This is a genomic window from Tepidamorphus sp. 3E244, assembly GCF_046159835.1.
Taxonomy (GTDB): domain Bacteria; phylum Pseudomonadota; class Alphaproteobacteria; order Rhizobiales; family Tepidamorphaceae; genus JACKJK01.
The window spans coordinates 651,937-666,800 of the sequence record NZ_JBJXCY010000001.1 but is presented as its reverse complement, the minus strand read 5'-3'; the positions used below and the strand labels follow the sequence as shown (position 1 = coordinate 666,800).

The 14,864-nt window shown below is 64.3% G+C and carries 19 protein-coding genes; 5 read left to right on the top strand and 14 right to left on the bottom strand.

What is annotated here, in order from left to right:
- Positions 1–7: 7 nt before the first annotated feature.
- Genes ACKTEK_RS03100 through ACKTEK_RS03065 form a run of 8 tightly spaced genes read right to left on the bottom strand, consistent with a single transcriptional unit; the run spans position 8 to position 5,569 of the window.
- Positions 8–1,492, bottom strand: coding sequence for a monovalent cation/H+ antiporter subunit D family protein (locus tag ACKTEK_RS03100; RefSeq protein WP_409163773.1), 1,485 nt, complete (start codon positions 1,490–1,492; stop codon positions 8–10).
- Between the two features lie 2 nt (positions 1,493–1,494).
- A complete protein-coding gene (locus ACKTEK_RS03095) occupies positions 1,495–2,973 on the bottom strand; it encodes a monovalent cation/H+ antiporter subunit D family protein (protein WP_409163772.1) in 1,479 nt (492 codons plus the stop codon).
- A complete protein-coding gene (locus ACKTEK_RS03090; protein ID WP_409163771.1) occupies positions 2,970–3,350 on the bottom strand; it encodes a cation:proton antiporter subunit C in 381 nt (126 codons plus the stop codon). Before ACKTEK_RS03090 ends, ACKTEK_RS03095 begins: the two co-directional genes overlap by 4 nt.
- Positions 3,351–3,360: 10 nt before the next feature.
- A complete protein-coding gene (locus tag ACKTEK_RS03085) occupies positions 3,361–3,780 on the bottom strand; it encodes a Na(+)/H(+) antiporter subunit B (RefSeq protein WP_409163770.1) in 420 nt (139 codons plus the stop codon).
- Entirely contained in the window at positions 3,777–4,346 is a 570-nt protein-coding gene (locus ACKTEK_RS03080) for a DUF4040 domain-containing protein (protein WP_409163769.1), read from the bottom strand. The genes ACKTEK_RS03085 and ACKTEK_RS03080 overlap by 4 nt, the downstream gene beginning before the upstream one ends.
- 7 nt (positions 4,347–4,353) lie before the next feature.
- Positions 4,354–4,809 (bottom strand): monovalent cation/H(+) antiporter subunit G, encoded by a 456-nt coding sequence (mnhG, locus tag ACKTEK_RS03075; RefSeq protein ID WP_409163768.1) that lies wholly within the window; start codon positions 4,807–4,809, stop codon positions 4,354–4,356.
- A gap of 5 nt (positions 4,810–4,814) precedes the next feature.
- Positions 4,815–5,096 carry a monovalent cation/H+ antiporter complex subunit F gene (locus ACKTEK_RS03070; protein WP_409163767.1) on the bottom strand — a complete coding sequence of 94 codons (282 nt, stop codon included), beginning with the start codon at positions 5,094–5,096 and terminating at the stop codon, positions 4,815–4,817.
- Entirely contained in the window at positions 5,096–5,569 is a 474-nt protein-coding gene (locus ACKTEK_RS03065; protein WP_409163766.1) for a Na+/H+ antiporter subunit E, read from the bottom strand. The genes ACKTEK_RS03070 and ACKTEK_RS03065 overlap by 1 nt, the downstream gene beginning before the upstream one ends.
- 247 nt (positions 5,570–5,816) lie before the next feature.
- Here ACKTEK_RS03065 and msrB point away from each other — a divergent pair, with 247 nt between their 5' ends.
- Entirely contained in the window at positions 5,817–6,236 is a 420-nt protein-coding gene (msrB, locus tag ACKTEK_RS03060; RefSeq protein WP_409163765.1) for a peptide-methionine (R)-S-oxide reductase MsrB, read from the top strand.
- Positions 6,237–6,336: 100 nt separating this feature from the next.
- On the opposite strand, the gene ACKTEK_RS03055 is transcribed toward msrB, so the two are convergent.
- Positions 6,337–7,143 (bottom strand): hypothetical protein, encoded by an 807-nt coding sequence (locus ACKTEK_RS03055; protein WP_409163764.1) that lies wholly within the window; start codon positions 7,141–7,143, stop codon positions 6,337–6,339.
- Positions 7,144–7,415: 272 nt separating this feature from the next.
- Here ACKTEK_RS03055 and ACKTEK_RS03050 point away from each other — a divergent pair, with 272 nt between their 5' ends.
- Positions 7,416–8,633, top strand: coding sequence for an acyl-CoA dehydrogenase (locus ACKTEK_RS03050; protein WP_409163763.1), 1,218 nt, complete (start codon positions 7,416–7,418; stop codon positions 8,631–8,633).
- 23 nt (positions 8,634–8,656) lie between these two features.
- Positions 8,657–9,061 (top strand): hypothetical protein, encoded by a 405-nt coding sequence (locus ACKTEK_RS03045; protein ID WP_409163762.1) that lies wholly within the window; start codon positions 8,657–8,659, stop codon positions 9,059–9,061.
- Between the two features lie 6 nt (positions 9,062–9,067).
- Here ACKTEK_RS03045 and ACKTEK_RS03040 read toward each other — a convergent pair whose 3' ends face one another.
- The 4 genes from ACKTEK_RS03040 to ACKTEK_RS03025 all read right to left on the bottom strand — a co-directional run bounded on the left by ACKTEK_RS03040 (position 9,068) and on the right by ACKTEK_RS03025 (position 12,383).
- On the bottom strand, positions 9,068–10,216 hold the full coding sequence (locus ACKTEK_RS03040) for an HWE histidine kinase domain-containing protein (protein WP_409163761.1): 1,149 nt from the start codon (positions 10,214–10,216) through the stop codon (positions 9,068–9,070).
- A gap of 101 nt (positions 10,217–10,317) precedes the next feature.
- Positions 10,318–10,920, bottom strand: a complete 603-nt coding sequence (locus ACKTEK_RS03035; protein ID WP_409163760.1) for a pyroglutamyl-peptidase I — start codon at positions 10,918–10,920, stop codon at positions 10,318–10,320.
- A 3-nt stretch (positions 10,921–10,923) separates the two neighbouring features.
- Positions 10,924–11,910, bottom strand: a complete 987-nt coding sequence (gene meaB / locus ACKTEK_RS03030) for a methylmalonyl Co-A mutase-associated GTPase MeaB (protein ID WP_409163759.1) — start codon at positions 11,908–11,910, stop codon at positions 10,924–10,926.
- Entirely contained in the window at positions 11,907–12,383 is a 477-nt protein-coding gene (locus ACKTEK_RS03025; RefSeq protein ID WP_409163758.1) for a DUF1131 family protein, read from the bottom strand. Before ACKTEK_RS03025 ends, meaB begins: the two co-directional genes overlap by 4 nt.
- Before the next feature lie 226 nt (positions 12,384–12,609).
- Here ACKTEK_RS03025 and ACKTEK_RS03020 point away from each other — a divergent pair, with 226 nt between their 5' ends.
- Positions 12,610–13,203: a hypothetical protein gene (locus ACKTEK_RS03020; RefSeq protein ID WP_409163757.1), complete on the top strand. Its 594-nt coding sequence runs from the start codon at positions 12,610–12,612 to the stop codon at positions 13,201–13,203.
- A gap of 129 nt (positions 13,204–13,332) precedes the next feature.
- Entirely contained in the window at positions 13,333–14,262 is a 930-nt protein-coding gene (locus ACKTEK_RS03015) for a DMT family transporter (RefSeq protein WP_409163756.1), read from the top strand.
- 55 nt (positions 14,263–14,317) lie between these two features.
- On the opposite strand, the gene ACKTEK_RS03010 is transcribed toward ACKTEK_RS03015, so the two are convergent.
- Positions 14,318–14,854, bottom strand: coding sequence for a hypothetical protein (locus ACKTEK_RS03010; RefSeq protein ID WP_409163755.1), 537 nt, complete (start codon positions 14,852–14,854; stop codon positions 14,318–14,320).
- Between the last annotated feature and the right edge of the window lie 10 nt (positions 14,855–14,864).

The following is a 14,864-nucleotide window of genomic DNA, read 5'->3' as shown; positions in this document are numbered from 1 at the left end:
CCCAAGCCTAGCGCAGGCCCATCATCATTTCGGCGAGCGTGAACGGAACCTGCGGCATGAAGAACAGCAGCAGGGTGCCAAACGCGGTGAGGCTCAAGGCCAGCACGATCGGCCAGGGCGCCTCGCCATGGGCGGGATGCTCGGCATCCGGCTCCGGCGGCGCGCGGAAGAAGGCCTTGTAGACGATGGGCAGGAAGTAGGTTGCGTTGAGGATCGTCGACAGCATGATGACGCCGACGGGCACCCACTGTTCGCTTTCCATCGCGCCGGTCAACATGAACCACTTGCCAAGGAAGCCGGCCGTCGGCGGAATGCCGATCATCGACAGCGCGCCGATGGTGAAGGCGGTCATGGTGATCGGCATGCGCCGGCCAATTCCGTTGAGCTGCGAGATCTCGGTCAGGTGGGCTGCCGTGTAGATCGAGCCGGCCGCGAAGAAGAGCGTGATCTTGGACACGGCATGGGCCGCGATGTGCATCGCCGCGCCGACCATGGAGATCGGCGTCAGGATGGCGGCTGCCAGCACGACGTAGGAGAGCTGGCTGATGGTGGAAAAGGCCAGCCGCTTCTTCAGGTTGTCCTGGCGCAGCGCCACCAGCGAGGCGGCGATGACCGTGAAGCCCGCGAGGTAGACGAGCCAGTCACCGGTGCCGGCCTCGCGCAGCGTCTCCACCCCGAAGATGTAGACGATCACCTTGACCACGGTGAACACGCCGGCCTTCACGACCGCGACCGCGTGCAGCAGTGCCGAGACAGGCGTTGGCGCGACCATGGCAGCCGGCAGCCAGAAGTGCACCGGCATCACGGCGGCCTTGCCGATACCGTAGATGAACAGCGCCAGCAGCACGCCCATCAGGACCGGGTCGACATTGCCGGCGAGAATGCCGCCGGGCACGAAGTCGTAGGTGCCGGCCAGCACGCCGGTCCACAGGATGGCGGGCAGCAGGAACAGGATCGACGTCGTCAGCAGCAGCACGAGGTAGACCCGGCCTGCCTTCTTGGCGTCTTCGTTGCCCTTGTGGGTGACCAGCGGATAGGTCGATAGGGTCAGCAGTTCGTAGAACAGGAACAGCGTGACGAGGTTGCCGGAGAACGCAATGCCGAGCGTTGCGAAGATCGCAACCGCAAAGCAGATGTAGAAGGGCGTCTGGCGCGGCTCGTTGTTTCCGCGCATGTAGCCGATCGAATAGATCGAGTTGACGATCCACAGCGTCGAGGCGACCAGCGCGAACAGCATGCCGAGCGGTTCGATGGAGAACGCGATCTCGATGCCCGGCAGGACTTCCAGTCCGGGCGGAGCGATCTCGGCACCGCCGAGCACGCGGCTCGCGAGCGTGACGACCACCAGCAACAGCGTAACCGCGGCGACCAGCGTCACCGTCTCGCGCGCATTGGGCTGGCCCGCGAATAGCGGGATGAAGAACGCGGCGATGATCGGAATCGCCAGCGCGATCCAAAGCAGGTTGCCGCTATCGGCAAAGAGCCCGGTCATGATCACAAGCCTCCGAACAGAGCTTCGGCGGCGGCTTCGGCAAGACCCGCGGTGAGCGAGGCGTCAACGCCGAAGAACACGCAGCAGGCCGCAAGCACGACCATGGGAATCAGCAGGGACAGCGGGGCTTCCTTGACGTTGGCCGTTTCCGGGGTCGGCGCGGAGAACCACGCGACCTCGACGACCCGGCCAATGTAGAAGACCGCGATGAGCGAGCTGGCGAGGATGAGGAAGGCAAGCCACCACCAGTCCTTCTCGAAGGCCGCGACGACAAGATAGTACTTGGAGATGAAGCCGACCGTGCCCGGCACGCCGATGAGGCTGAGGCCGGCGATCACGAAGACGCTCATGGTCACCGGCATGACGCGTCCGATGCCCTGCATCCGGTTGAGATTGCACGAGCCGATCCGGTAGACGACGGCACCGATTGCCAGGAACGCCGCGCCCTTCATCAGGGCGTGGTTCGCCAGGTGAACGAGCGTGCCCGTCAGCGCCGTCGTCGTCGCCAGCGCGATGCCGAGAACCATGTAGCCGACCTGCGCGACCGACGAATAGGCCAGCAGGCGCTTCACGTTCATCTCGAAGACCGCGACGAAGGAGGCGAAGAACATCGCCGCGATCGCGAGGATCAGCAGCAGGTCGAGGACCGGGATGTCCGTGCGCAGTACATCGACGCCGTAGACGGTGAAATAGATGCGCAGCAGCAGATAGACCGCGACCTTGGTAGAGGTCGCCGCGATCATCGCGGTGGCAGCCGACGGCGCGCGGGCATAGGCGTTGGGCAGCCACACGTGCAGCGGGAACAGCGCCAGCTTGAGGCCGATGCCGGTGGTGATGAAGGCCAGGCCCGTCAGCATCGCGCGGTCGTAAGGCGTCTCCTGAAGGCGGGCGGCGATATCGACGAAGTTCAGCGAGCCGGTGATGGTCAGCAGCAGGCCGACGCCGATGATGTAGAAGGTCGCGCCGATGGTGCCCATGATCAGGTACTGATAGGCGGACAGCAGCGAGGAGCGGCTGCGCCCCAGCGCGATCATGGTGTAGGTGGCGAGCGAGGACACCTCGAGGAAAACGAAGGCGTTGAAGGCGTCACCGGTGACCGCGATACCGTTCAAGCCGGCCACGCACAGCGAATACATGGTGTAGAACCAGGCATGCTGGTCGGAGGCGATCTCCTCGTTCACGCTGACGCGTGCATAGGGCACAATCACCAGTGAAATGAAGCTGACGATGAGCACGACGAGCGCGTTGGCTGCGTCGATGCGGTACTCGATGCCCCACGGCGGCGGCCATCCACCGAGTTGATAGGACACGACGCCCTCTGTCATGACGCGGCCGAGCAGGCCGATGGCGGCTGCCATCAGCAGCAGGGACGAAAGCATCGTCAGGCCCCAGGCCAGCGAACCGCGCTGCGTCAGCGCGGTGATGAGCGCGCCGAAAAGCGGAACCAGAACGACAAGGACGGGAAGGTGTTCGGCGATCATTCTTCGTCGTCACCCTGTGAGAAGATCTCGTCCTCCTCGATGGAGCCGTAGACCTCGTTGATGCGAACCACCAGCCCGAGACCCAACGACAGCGTGGCGACGCCGACGACGATGGCCGTGAGGATGAGGACGTGCGGAAGGGGGTTGGAATAGACCTCGAGGTCCGACGCGACGATCGGCGGCGTGCCTCCCAGGATCTTCCCCGGCGAAAGGTAGAGCAGGTAGACCGACGTCTGGAACAACGACAGGCCGACGAGCTTCTTGATCATGTTGCCGCGCGCGACGACCACGTAGAGGCCGGATACCATCAGGATGATCGTGATCCAGTGGTTGTAGTGTGCGATGATCGGCTGGAGAACTTCAGCGAATTCCTGCATGGCTCCCTCCTCAGCGTCCGCGGCCGCCGAAGGCGTAGAAGATCGCGACCATGGTGCTGGACACCGTCACGAAGACGCCGACTTCGACAATGAAAACACCCCATTCCTGGGCATGCTTCTGGCTGTGGTGATCGAGGGCCGTGTAGTTCAGGAAATTCTCGCCGAGCAACATGCAAACGACGCCGGTGCCTGCAAAGATGATGACGCCCAGAGGGATCATCTTCTCGACCAGCCACGGCGGAACGATCCGCATGCCCGCCTCGAGCCCGAACATGATGGCGTAGAGGATGACGGCGGCCGCCGCGATCACGCCGGCCTGGAAGCCGCCGCCGGGGCCGTAGTCACCATGGAACTGCACGTAGAATGCGAAGATCAGCATGAACGGCAGCATGAGCTTCGTGACGACGCGAAGCACGACATCGAGTTTCATGACTGCTGCTCCTCTTCGATCTGGCGGCGGCGCAGGCGCGCCAGGCTCACGCCACGGCGCAGCAGCAGCAGCACGCCGATGCCGGCAGCAAAGACCACCGCCGTCTCACCCAGCGTGTCGAAGCCGCGGTAGGAGGCCAACACGGAGGTGACGACGTTGGGGATGCCGGTGTCGGGCATCGACATGTCCATGTAGTCCATGCCGACATGGGTGTTCATCGGGGTCATCGCCTCGCCGAAGGGCGGCAGGCCCCACGTGCCGTAGACCAGCACCGCGCCCACGCCGCCTGCCACGAAGAGCGGCAGCAGCGGCGTATGGGTCGGCTTCGCCTCCTCCACCTTCGTCAGGTAGAGCACGGTCAGCATCAGCACCGTGGAGATGCCGGCACCCACCGAGGCTTCCGTCATGGCCACGTCGACGCCGTCCAGGACGATCATCACGCTGGCCATCAGGAACGAGTAGATGCCGCTGAGGATGACAACCGCGAAGAGGTTGCGCAGGCGCACCACGCCGAAGGTGATGATCGCCAGCAAAGTCAGCAGGACCATGTTGATGAGAGCTTCCACGGGACCGCTACTCCTTCGCTGCGTCGGATGCGGGGGTGTGCTTGCGCACAGGCGACAGCGCGTCCGGCGTGCGGATCTGCTTCACGTCCTCGCGCACCGAGTCATGCGGCACGATATCGACGTGGTAATCCGGCTCGCAGGCATCGGCGGACTCTTCCGGGTTGCGCACGTGGGGGCGCACACCGGCAGCAAGCGCCGCGCGCGCCAGCGCGTGACCCGCGACTGGGCTTGCGAAGAACAGGATGCCCAGGATCATGAAGAGCTTCACGGAGACCAGCGAAATGCCGGCCTGGAGCATCATGCCGGCAATCAGCAGGCCCGCGCCCAGCGTATCGCCGACGGAGGCCGCGTGCAGGCGGGTGTAGACGTCGGGCATCCGGTTGATGCCGACCGCGCTGATCAGCAGGAAGATGCCGCCCGCGACCAGCAGGATCCAGCTCAGGATGTCGATGACCTGTTCCATCGGCTCTAGTTCTCCGGCTCTTCGCCGCCCGAATGGGCGAGATCGCCAAAGCGGAAATACTTCAGCACAGCCAGCGTGCCGACGAGGTTCAGCAGCGCGTAGAGAATGCCGATATCGAGGAATTCCGGGCGGTCGGTCAGGAAACCGAAGACCGCGAGGAGCAGGATGGCGGCGGTACCGATGGCGTTGGCTGCCACCAGACGATCAAAGATCGTGGGGCCGGCCAGCGCGCGGGCAACCAGCAGCGCAAGCGAGATGAGAACGGCGAAGGTCGCGGCGGTGAACATCAGGCCTTCCCCTCGAAACGGGTGACGGCTGCATCCATCTCTCCGCTCGCCACGCCGTCGAGCCCGTCCTGCGAGAGACCGTGGACGACGACTTCGTGGCCGCGCCAGTCCACCAGGATGGTGATGGTGCCGGGCGTCAGCGTGATGGAGTTGGCGTAGGTGGTAAGGCCTTCCGGCGTCTTCTGCGAGGCCTTGAAGCGGCGCAGATCCGGCGAAATCGGCAGGCTCGGCTTGACGATGCGCAGGCTGACGTCGAGCGCCGCCTTGATGATCTCCCAGACCAGCCAGGGCCAGTAGATCACCGCGCGCCCGAGCATGTGAACGGGCACGCCCTCGCGATCGACCACGCCGATGCGGAACGCCCACAGTACGGTCAAGGCAACGAGAATGGCACCCGAGACATTGAGCCACAGGGTGTAATGGCCTGACAGAAGCAGCCAGTAACCGTAGAGGACCGCGAACAACGCGGCCATGCGGACTAGATCCGACAGTGCAAAACGCTCACCGCGCATGCCTGCCCCCCTTCTCATAAACGTTCCCCGAACCGGACCATTCTTTCCGCACATCTGGTCGCGTGCGAATCGTTCGCTATTTTTTCATAGCCCGGCGCAGCATCCAACGTCGGATCACGAGCACGTCAACGCGCTTGAGACGGACCTCGTGGGATACCACATGCCAAGAGCAACCAGAATTGAATGCAAGTTTCAAGGTACCTAGGCAATGAGCAGTAAAAAAAATCCTTTGCCAAAACGCGTCACAAAATCCGACGCGGAATGGCGCGACGAACTGACCCCGGAACAGTACCATGTTACGCGCGAGCATGGCACGGAGCGCGCCTTTACCGGCCCCCATGTCAACGAGAAGCGCGACGGGGTCTATACGTGTGTGTGTTGTGGCGAGCCGCTGTTTGCCGCCAACACCAAGTATGATTCCGGCACTGGCTGGCCAAGCTACTACGAGCCGGTCAACGAGGCCGCCATCGACGAGCATGATGACAGCGGCTGGTTCATGCGCCGCACCGAAGTGCGCTGCGCGTCATGCGATGCGCATCTTGGTCACGTCTTTCCCGACGGGCCGCAGCCCACGGGCCTGCGCTACTGTATCAACGGGCACGCGCTGGAATTCGATCCGAAGGACTAGCGCTGCGTCACCTGTCAGGACCAATCAAAAGAAGCATGACCAATCAAAAGAAAAAGGCCGGTCGCGAGACCGGCCTTTTCATTTTACATGTCGGCAGGCGTTACCTGTAGGTGCCGCCAATGATGACGTTCACGTTCACGCCGAGATAGACGCCCAGCTGATCGTCCGTGGTCAGCACCGTCGGCGCATCGAGCTTCGGCATGTCGGAGAAGTAGTCGAGGCGGGCAACCGCACCGATGCTGGCGCGCTCGGAAATCTTCTGCGTGATGCCGGCTGCAAGCTGGCCGCGGAAACCGCCGAAATCATCATCCGGCACGGCCGCGCCCGAAGAATTCGCATCGGAAGAGCCGCCATAGAGACCCACCGCAGCGCGGAAATGCGCAATGGTCATCGGCGCGATGTGGCGCTCGTGTTCGAAGGACAGCATCGCACCATAGATCGTGGCGTCATACCCAATCGTCAGCGCCATGGGGCTTGCGAAATCACCATCGACGAAGCCAACGAACGGCTCAAAGCCCCACATCGTCTTGTCGTGCGCGTTCTGGTCGAAATAGTGCTGGAAGCGAGTTCCGATTTCCCAGTAGTTGCGCTCGGTCGTGTAGCCGCTGTTTGCGTCGTCGCCCTGGTCGGCATAGGTGACCCAGAGTTCGGCGCGATCGACAAAGCCGCCGATGATGCCATCATCAATGGAGACATGGCCGAGAGTGAACGTGCCGTAGGCACCGCCATCGGGCGACAGGGTGAAGCCGCCGCCGGTATCGTCGGCACCGTCGAAGACGGCGTAGCCACCCTCGACCTCGAAGTAGAAGAAGTCGATATCGCTCTTGCCGAGATAATCGGCCGCCAGCGCCGGCACGGAAAGCGTCGCTGCTGCGGCAATGGTCAGTGCCGTAATGAATTTTTTCATGACGCGTCAGCCCCCGTGGAATCGCGCAACAGACAACAAGTCCGTCAGCTTTAGGCGGCACCTGCCCCTTCGGCAACCGCCTTGCGCCCGCGCGTTGCGATATAGCAACGCATGGTGGCGTGCGCGCAACACATGGTTTGCCGACTGCCTATCCGGCCCGTGCCATGGCCGCAGCTATCATGCGGACATGCGCGGCCTTGCTCCGCCACGGCCGGCGGGACTATTGATCTTCTCAAAGATGCAGATCCCCTCCCCCAGCCGTGAGGACCGACATGAGCAACGCCGCACAGTCCGCCCCGAAATCCGACAAGCCCGCGCGCTTCGTCTGGGAAGACCCGTTCCTGCTGGACGATCAATTGAGCGAGGAAGAACGCCTCATCCGCGATACCGCGCGCGACTACGCGCAGGAAAAGCTGCTGCCGCGCATCGTCGAAGCTTACCGCGAGGAAAAGAGCGACCGCTCCATCTTCAACGAGATGGGCGAGCTCGGCCTGCTCGGCCTGACGCTTCCGGAAGAATATGGCTGCGCGGATGCGGGCTACGTGGCCTACGGGCTTGTCGCGCGCGAGGTGGAGCGGGTCGACAGCGGCTACCGCTCTATGATGAGCGTGCAGTCCTCGCTGGTGATGTATCCGATCTTCGCCTATGGCGACGAAACACAGCGCAAGACCTACCTGCCGAAGCTCGCCAGCGGGGAATTCGTCGGCTGCTTCGGGTTGACCGAGCCTGATGCCGGCTCCGACCCTGCCGGCATGAAGACGCGCGCCAAACGCAGCGACGGCGGTTACGTGCTGAACGGGTCCAAGATGTGGATTTCCAACGCCCCCATCGCTGACGTTTTCGTGGTGTGGGCGAAGTCCGAGGCCCATGACGGGGAAATTCGCGGCTTCGTTCTCGACAAGGGGATGAAGGGGCTGTCCGCTCCGAAGATCGGCGGCAAGCTCTCGCTGCGCGCCTCGATCACCGGCGAGATCGTCATGGACAATGTCGAGGTGCCGGAAAGCGCGCTGCTGCCCAATGTCTCGGGCCTGAAGGGGCCGTTCGGCTGCCTCAACCGGGCGCGCTACGGCATTTCGTGGGGCGCGATGGGTGCAGCGGAAGACTGCTGGCACCGCGCGCGGCAATACACGCTGGATCGCAAGCAGTTCGATCGCCCGCTGGCGGCGACACAGCTCGTCCAGAAGAAGCTCGCCGACATGCAGACGGAAATCACGCTCGGCCTGCAGGGCTCGCTGCGCGTCGGGCGGCTGATGGACGAAGGCCGCATGGCGCCGGAGATGATCAGCCTCGTGAAGCGCAACAATTGCGGCAAGGCGCTGGATATCGCCCGCACCGCCCGCGACATGCACGGCGGCAACGGCATCCAGGAAGATTATCACGTGATGCGCCACGTCTCGAACCTGGAGACCGTGAACACCTATGAGGGCACCCACGACATCCACGCGCTCATTCTCGGGCGCGCGCAGACGGGCCTTCAGGCGTTCTTCTGATCGGATAGCGCGGCGAACGGGACATGACGCGACTCGTTCAACTTGGCCTGCTCTACGGTGTGCTGGGCTTTGCGGCGGGCTTCGTGTTCGGCGCGCTGCGCGAACTGGTGCTGATCCCGCATCTTGGCGAAAGGTTCGGCCAGCAGGTCGAATTTCCGCTGGTGGCTGGCGCCGTCGCGATCATCGGTTGCTGGATGGCGCGACGGTTCGGCGAGAGGCGCTCGGCGGCATGGCTTCTCGGGTTGGGCGTTCTCGGCGTCGCAACGCTTGTCGCGATAGAGAGCGTGTTCTCGCTGGTGATCCTCGGTCGCCTGCTGGAAGACTATCTCGCCTCCTACGACCTGACGGCTGGAAGCCTGTTCCCCGTCGGTCTGGCGATCATGGCGCTGGCGCCGGTCTTCAGCCGGTCGATGGAACGGTTCGGCTGACGCGCCTCAGCGCTCCAGCGTTTCCATCGGCAGCGTGACGACGTGGCGGATGCCTTGCGGGCGGCGTTCCGTCTCCAGCTTGCCCTTCAGCTGGTCCTGGATGCTGATGGCGATCAGCTTGGAGCCGAAGCCGGGCTTGCCGGGATCTTCCGAGACTTGCGGGCCGCCATCCTCGCTCCAGTTGAGAACGGCATTCTCGCCGTCGTGCGACCAGGAAATCTTCAGCTTGCCGGCGTTTTCCGAAAGCGCACCATACTTGGCCGCGTTGGTGGCGAACTCGTTGATGGCAAGCGACATGCTGGTCGCGGCGCGCGCGCCGAGCATGATCGGCGGTCCGTCGATGACGACACGGTCGGCCTCGACGCCCAGATGCGGCTCGATCAGCGTCGCCACCAGCTTCTGCAGCGAGACCTCGACGGCCGTGTGGCCTTCGAAATTGACGACCGGCACGATCAGTTCGTGAGCGTCGGCCAGCGCCCGCACGCGCGAGTTCAGCGCGTCGGCCAGGTCTTCGGCTGAATCGGAATTGCGCGCCGTCATGCGGATCATGCCGGCGACGAGCGCGAACATGTTCTTCACGCGGTGGTTCAGTTCTTCCACCAGAAGCTGGCGCTCGGCGACCGTATGGCGAAGCGCGATTTCCGCCTCAACGATGGCCGCGAGATCTTCAAGCGCCTCGCGGTCTTCCTCGGACCATTCGCGCGGGGTGTCCTCGATGGCGCAGAACGAGCCGAGCGTTTCGCCCGTATGGTTGTGGATCGGCACGCCCATGTAGGACCGCACGCCGAGATCTTTCACCGCGCTGTTGTCGCGCAGGAGCGGGTGCTCGCTCGCATCGCCCACGGCGAGCGTCTCGTCGGCGGTGACGACATACTGGCAGAAGGAGTGGGAGAGCGGCGTCTGGCGTTCCTCGGCAACCTCGTCCGGCAGGCCCGTCTGGGCCTTGAAGAACTGGCGCTGACCATCGACCAGCGAAAGCAGCGCAACCGGAGAGCCGGTCAGGCGCGTGGCTATGCGCACGGCACGGTCGAACATCTCGCTGGGCGCGGTATCCATCAACTCGCTGGCCCGCAGCGCGGCGAGGCGTTCGGGCGACTGCAGCCGGGCCTTGTGAAATTGCGGCTCGGTTTCGGGAAACGACTTGGGGGGCGCCATAACTTTCCTTTGTGGAGACGCGATGCCTCGATGGCTCGCGCCGCCTCTAATGTCGTCAAAGCGTGGGGCACGCAATGAAATTTGCTGTGTGGGGGTGAGAATTACCTGGTGGTGCGGCGGGCCAACCACGCACACATCTCTGCCACACAAGCGTCTGCAACTGGCTGCAACGTTTCGGCCGGCAAAGACGGCACATGGACAAATCCCGCAACCGACCCACGGTTGCGAAGAGACCATGACAACGAGGAAAACAGGATCGCGTTGCATAAATAATCGCCCGCATCCTGCGACTTGCGCACGAAAAGCCCTGTCGGACGGACCGCTTCCACGAGGCGATCCACCGGCACGGAGGCGCGCAAGACCTGCCGTTCGCGGGGCATGATCGCGCGTTGCGTTCCGCGCCCGGCGGCATCAGGCCGGTAGGGTGCTGCGTTGTTGCGGGCGATGGTTTCGATGCGCACCGTTTGCGCGCTCGCCGCCAGCCCGTAATGCAGGATGGCGTCGGGGCGCACCACGTCGAGTGCCTCATGCCAATGCTCGAGCAGCGCGTATTCGACCGGCAGGACGTGGGCGATGAGATCGACCCCGCGTAGCTTCGGCCAGGCACGCCTGTCCAGTTCGTCCACCATCGCCTCGGTCGGGTTCGTCGGCGCGCCGGGAAATGCGCCGAAGCCGGTGACGAGGAGGCGCGGGTGGGCCGCCATCGCTCAGTCGCCCAGCCGCGCCATGATGGATTCCACCGCCATGGTCGCGGCCGTTTCGCCGGAGCGCACCTGGGCTTCCAGTTCGCGGATTTTCGCCTTCATGTCCCGGTCGCGGGTCAGGCGTCCCAGCATCCGGTCCTCCAGCATGGTCCAGAGCCATTTCACCTGCTGGTCGGCGCGGGTCTTTTCAAACGCGCCCGCGGCCTGGGTCACGTCGCGGTGGCGCTCCACCTCCGACCACAGCTTGTCGAGTCCCTCGCCCGCAAGCCCGGAGACCGTCAGCACAGGCGGCTGCCATTCCTTGACGCGGGGCATGAGGATCTTCAGCGCGGCGATGTATTCGGCTGCCGCGTTCTGGGCGCGCTGGCGGTTCTCGCCTTCCGCCTTGTTGATGGCGATGATGTCGGCGAGTTCCAGGATGCCCTTCTTGATGCCCTGCAATTCATCGCCCGCGCCCGGCAGCATCAGCACGAGGAAAGTGTCCACCATGTCGGCGACCGAGGTTTCCGATTGGCCGGTTCCCACCGTCTCGACGATCACCACGTCAAAGCCCGCCGCCTCGCACAGCAGCATGGTTTCGCGGGTGCGCGCGGCCACACCGCCGAGCGTGCCGGCAGACGGCGACGGGCGGACATAGGCCTGCGGGTCCATCGAGAGCCGCGACATGCGCGTCTTGTCGCCGAGGATCGAACCGCCGCTGCGGCTCGATGACGGGTCGACCGCCAGCACCGCTACCTTGCGGCCATCCGCCGTCAGGTCCACACCTAGCTGATCAATGGTGGTTGACTTGCCGACGCCCGGCACACCGGAGATGCCGAGACGGATCGCCTTGCCGGTACGCGGCAGGCAGGCCTGCAGAAGTTCAGCGGCAAGCTTGCGGTGTTCGGTGCGCGTTGATTCAACGAGCGTGATGGCGCGCGCCAGAGCCGACCTGTCACCGCCGGAAAGCCGTGCGGCCAACTCCTGCGGATCGGGCGGCTGCGGGCTCATCGATCCGGCATCCAAACGATCCGGGTCAGCTTGGACTGGCCGATGGCGCCGCGCGGGGGCAGCTTGCCCGGCGCGCCGGTGTTGCCCGGACCGGGATCGAAGACGAAGGTCACGTTGTCGGTGCCGCGCGCCTTGCAGATCGGCATGCCGGCCCACAGGCCCTTGCCGGCGCGGCAGCGCGAGGAACTCATGCCAACCTCGGAAAAGGTCATGCCGATGCGCTCGCCGTTGGGACCGGCGACATCCGGCCCAAGCCCATGCACGGCGGCGATGGCCGAGTTCGAGGAATTCGGCTCGACGGCGATGGTCTGGAGGCCGTCCTCGAAGATGGCGACCGCGTAGAACGTGCGCTCGTCGTCGGCGATCTGGACCGACTGCTGGCGCCTGCCGGGGAACAGCTGCTTGAGGCTGTTGGTGCCGTAAGGGGTCGAGGCGGTGATTGGCCCGGCGGAACCAGCGCTAAGCGTGTACATTGACGAAGCAGGCGCTGTTGAAATCGCGCCGCTTCCGGACGCGTTTCGCTGGCCTGCGCAGGCAGTGAGCGAAACGGACAAGGCGAGAAGCAGGATTCGGAAGGCAACGGACATGGCGCAATGCAATAGCAGTCTCACCGGTGCTTGCAAGGGTGATGAACCCGGCCCATGTCAAAGGTCAAGGCCGCGCCACGCGGCAACGAGAGCAAGGAGCGAGCGAGGACCCATGTCCGCCATTCGAACCGCCTTCACCCACCGCATCACGCCGCTGGCATTTGCCGGTGCCGCATCGCTTGCCGCCTTCAGCGCGGCTGCTGAACCGGCCCCCACGCCGGAGACGGATTTCACCGCGCAGTGGGAGATCACCGGTACGCCGGTCGATTCCAGCAAGCCGACGCGGATGACCTATTCCAGCGAGCTGAAAAAGATGCGCATCGACATGAACATGGGCCCGCAGTCCATGACCATCGTGCGCGACATGACATCCGGCGAGGCCGTCATGTGGTCCGACATGATGCCGGGCATGGGCATGAAGGTGAATGCCGGCGAAGGCTTCAAGCTGGAAGGCGAGCGCACCGGGCGCACGGACGAAGTCAACGGCGAAAGTTGCGAAATCTGGACGTCCCACAAGATGGAAATCTGCATCACCGATGACGGCATCCCGGTGAAGTCCGAAGGGCGCGGCGTCACGGCAACGCTGAAATCGCTCGACCGGTCGCCGCAGGACCCGGAACAGTTCGCACTGCCCGAGGGCGTCGAGGTGATGGACATGCCGAGCGCAATGAGCGGCATGATGCCCAAGCCTCAGCTGCCATTCTGATACCGCGCATTGCCGGCAACACACATGCGAGCCATGCGGGCCGAAGGGTATCGGCAACGGCGCGCCTGTGACCATATCCCCGCTCCCTGACACCCAACGCGGCACTTGCCGCCGGGAGCGAGACGCGACGTGTTCAGACGCAAGCCAGATCATGCGGACTATACCGAACCGGCGCAGGTGATCGAACCACGCGCCGAGCGCCCGTTGTTCGCCATTGTCCTGATGGCCATCGCGATGTTGCTCATCCCCGGCGCGGACGGCATCGCCAAGCATCTCAGCACGGACCTCTCACCGCTGTTCATCAGCTGGGCGCGCTACCTCGTGGCAAGCCTTCTGCTGGCACCCGTCGCCTTCGCCCTGAAGGGTCGCGATGCCCTGCCGCGCGGCGGCTACCTGCCGCAGGTCATGCGCACGGTGTTCCTCGTCTCCGCGATGTCGCTCTATTTCGTCGCCATCGCGACGGTGCCGCTGGCGACCGCCATCAGCGCGTTCTTCATTGCACCCATCGCGGCTGCCGTGCTCTCCGTCCCGCTGCTCGGCGAGCGGTTGACTGGACGCAAGATCGCGGCGCTTGTCCTGGGTTTTCTCGGCGTGCTGCTGATCGTCAACCCGACGTCCGGCTTCGAGCCCGGCCTGCTGCTGGCGATCGCGGCCGGTATCCTCTTTGCCTGCTACATGGTGGCGACCCGCAAGGCGGTTTCCGGCAGCGGCCCGCTAGCCACGCTCAATTTTCAGTGCATTCTCGGCGCGCTGGTGCTGACCCCGCAGGCCATCTACGCGTGGTCGTGGCCGAACCTCGACCAGCTTCCGTTCTTCCTCGCCATCGGCCTGATCTCGGTCGGCTCGCACATCCTGTCGATCACCGCGATGCGCAACGCGGAAGCGTCCCTGCTCTCGCCGCTCGTCTACCTGGAACTGGTCGGCAGCGTCATCATCGGCTTCGCCTTCTTCAACGAGGTGCCGGGGCTGATGGTTTTGGCAGGCGCGGCGATCATCGTCGGCAGCGGTTTGATGCTGGTGGTGCGCCGCAAGCCGCGCGTGCACGGGATGGCGCCCTGACGCGCAAGTCAGGCTCGCGCTGACGTCAGAGTCAGTGGCTCAAGTGACGTTCGAGTCAGGTTCGATTGACGAGCACGTAGCGGAAGTCCGGCTGGGCCGTGGCGGCATACGCGCCCAGGAAAGCCACCAGCGTGTCCTTGTCCGGCAAGGTGCAGGACAATCCGTCATTCTCGATCTGCGGATAGTTGGCGAGAACGCCGTTGTCCTCGGCGACTTCGCAGACCGCAGCCCAGAAGACGATCTCGCCACCCTCGATGCGCAGCGGCGCATAGCCCGCTTCCGGCTCGTCCGGATCATGGGCCATGGCGACGAACAGGCCGTCCGCCTCTTCGTACAGCGTGAAGGGCACAGGGTCCTGCCCCTCTTCGCTCATGGTGTAGGTGGTTCCGGCCAGTGTCAGCGTCACCGCTTTGCCGGTCGGCTTGAACGTGCCGTCGTCGGCGCGTTCGCGGGCTTCGTAACGCCCCGGCTCAAGCGGCGTCACGGCATCTGCCGTGTCGAACAGCGGGCCTTCGGACAGGATGCAGCCCGAAAGAAACAGCGCGAGAACCGCAGCGAACAGAACCGGAAGGCGATGAACGAGCGGGCGCATGGATTTCCCT

Coding starts and splice junctions, on each gene's coding strand:
- msrB (WP_409163765.1), top strand. CDS start 5,817: ATGAGCAGTAAAAAAAATCCTTTGCCAAAACGCGTCACAAAATCCGAC.
- ACKTEK_RS03065 (WP_409163766.1), bottom strand. CDS start 5,569: ATGGCCGCGTTGTTCGCGGTCCTCTACGGTTACTGGCTGCTTCTGTCA.
- ACKTEK_RS03025 (WP_409163758.1), bottom strand. CDS start 12,383: ATGTACACGCTTAGCGCTGGTTCCGCCGGGCCAATCACCGCCTCGACC.
- ACKTEK_RS03055 (WP_409163764.1), bottom strand. CDS start 7,143: ATGAAAAAATTCATTACGGCACTGACCATTGCCGCAGCAGCGACGCTT.
- ACKTEK_RS03010 (WP_409163755.1), bottom strand. CDS start 14,854: ATGCGCCCGCTCGTTCATCGCCTTCCGGTTCTGTTCGCTGCGGTTCTC.
- ACKTEK_RS03070 (WP_409163767.1), bottom strand. CDS start 5,096: ATGTTCACCGCCGCGACCTTCGCCGTTCTCATCTCGCTTGCGCTGCTG.
- ACKTEK_RS03040 (WP_409163761.1), bottom strand. CDS start 10,216: ATGGCGCCCCCCAAGTCGTTTCCCGAAACCGAGCCGCAATTTCACAAG.
- ACKTEK_RS03020 (WP_409163757.1), top strand. CDS start 12,610: ATGTCCGCCATTCGAACCGCCTTCACCCACCGCATCACGCCGCTGGCA.
- ACKTEK_RS03100 (WP_409163773.1), bottom strand. CDS start 1,492: ATGACCGGGCTCTTTGCCGATAGCGGCAACCTGCTTTGGATCGCGCTG.
- mnhG (WP_409163768.1), bottom strand. CDS start 4,809: ATGGAACAGGTCATCGACATCCTGAGCTGGATCCTGCTGGTCGCGGGC.
- ACKTEK_RS03090 (WP_409163771.1), bottom strand. CDS start 3,350: ATGCAGGAATTCGCTGAAGTTCTCCAGCCGATCATCGCACACTACAAC.
- meaB (WP_409163759.1), bottom strand. CDS start 11,910: ATGAGCCCGCAGCCGCCCGATCCGCAGGAGTTGGCCGCACGGCTTTCC.
- ACKTEK_RS03095 (WP_409163772.1), bottom strand. CDS start 2,973: ATGATCGCCGAACACCTTCCCGTCCTTGTCGTTCTGGTTCCGCTTTTC.
- ACKTEK_RS03035 (WP_409163760.1), bottom strand. CDS start 10,920: ATGGCGGCCCACCCGCGCCTCCTCGTCACCGGCTTCGGCGCATTTCCC.
- ACKTEK_RS03050 (WP_409163763.1), top strand. CDS start 7,416: ATGAGCAACGCCGCACAGTCCGCCCCGAAATCCGACAAGCCCGCGCGC.
- ACKTEK_RS03045 (WP_409163762.1), top strand. CDS start 8,657: ATGACGCGACTCGTTCAACTTGGCCTGCTCTACGGTGTGCTGGGCTTT.
- ACKTEK_RS03085 (WP_409163770.1), bottom strand. CDS start 3,780: ATGAAACTCGATGTCGTGCTTCGCGTCGTCACGAAGCTCATGCTGCCG.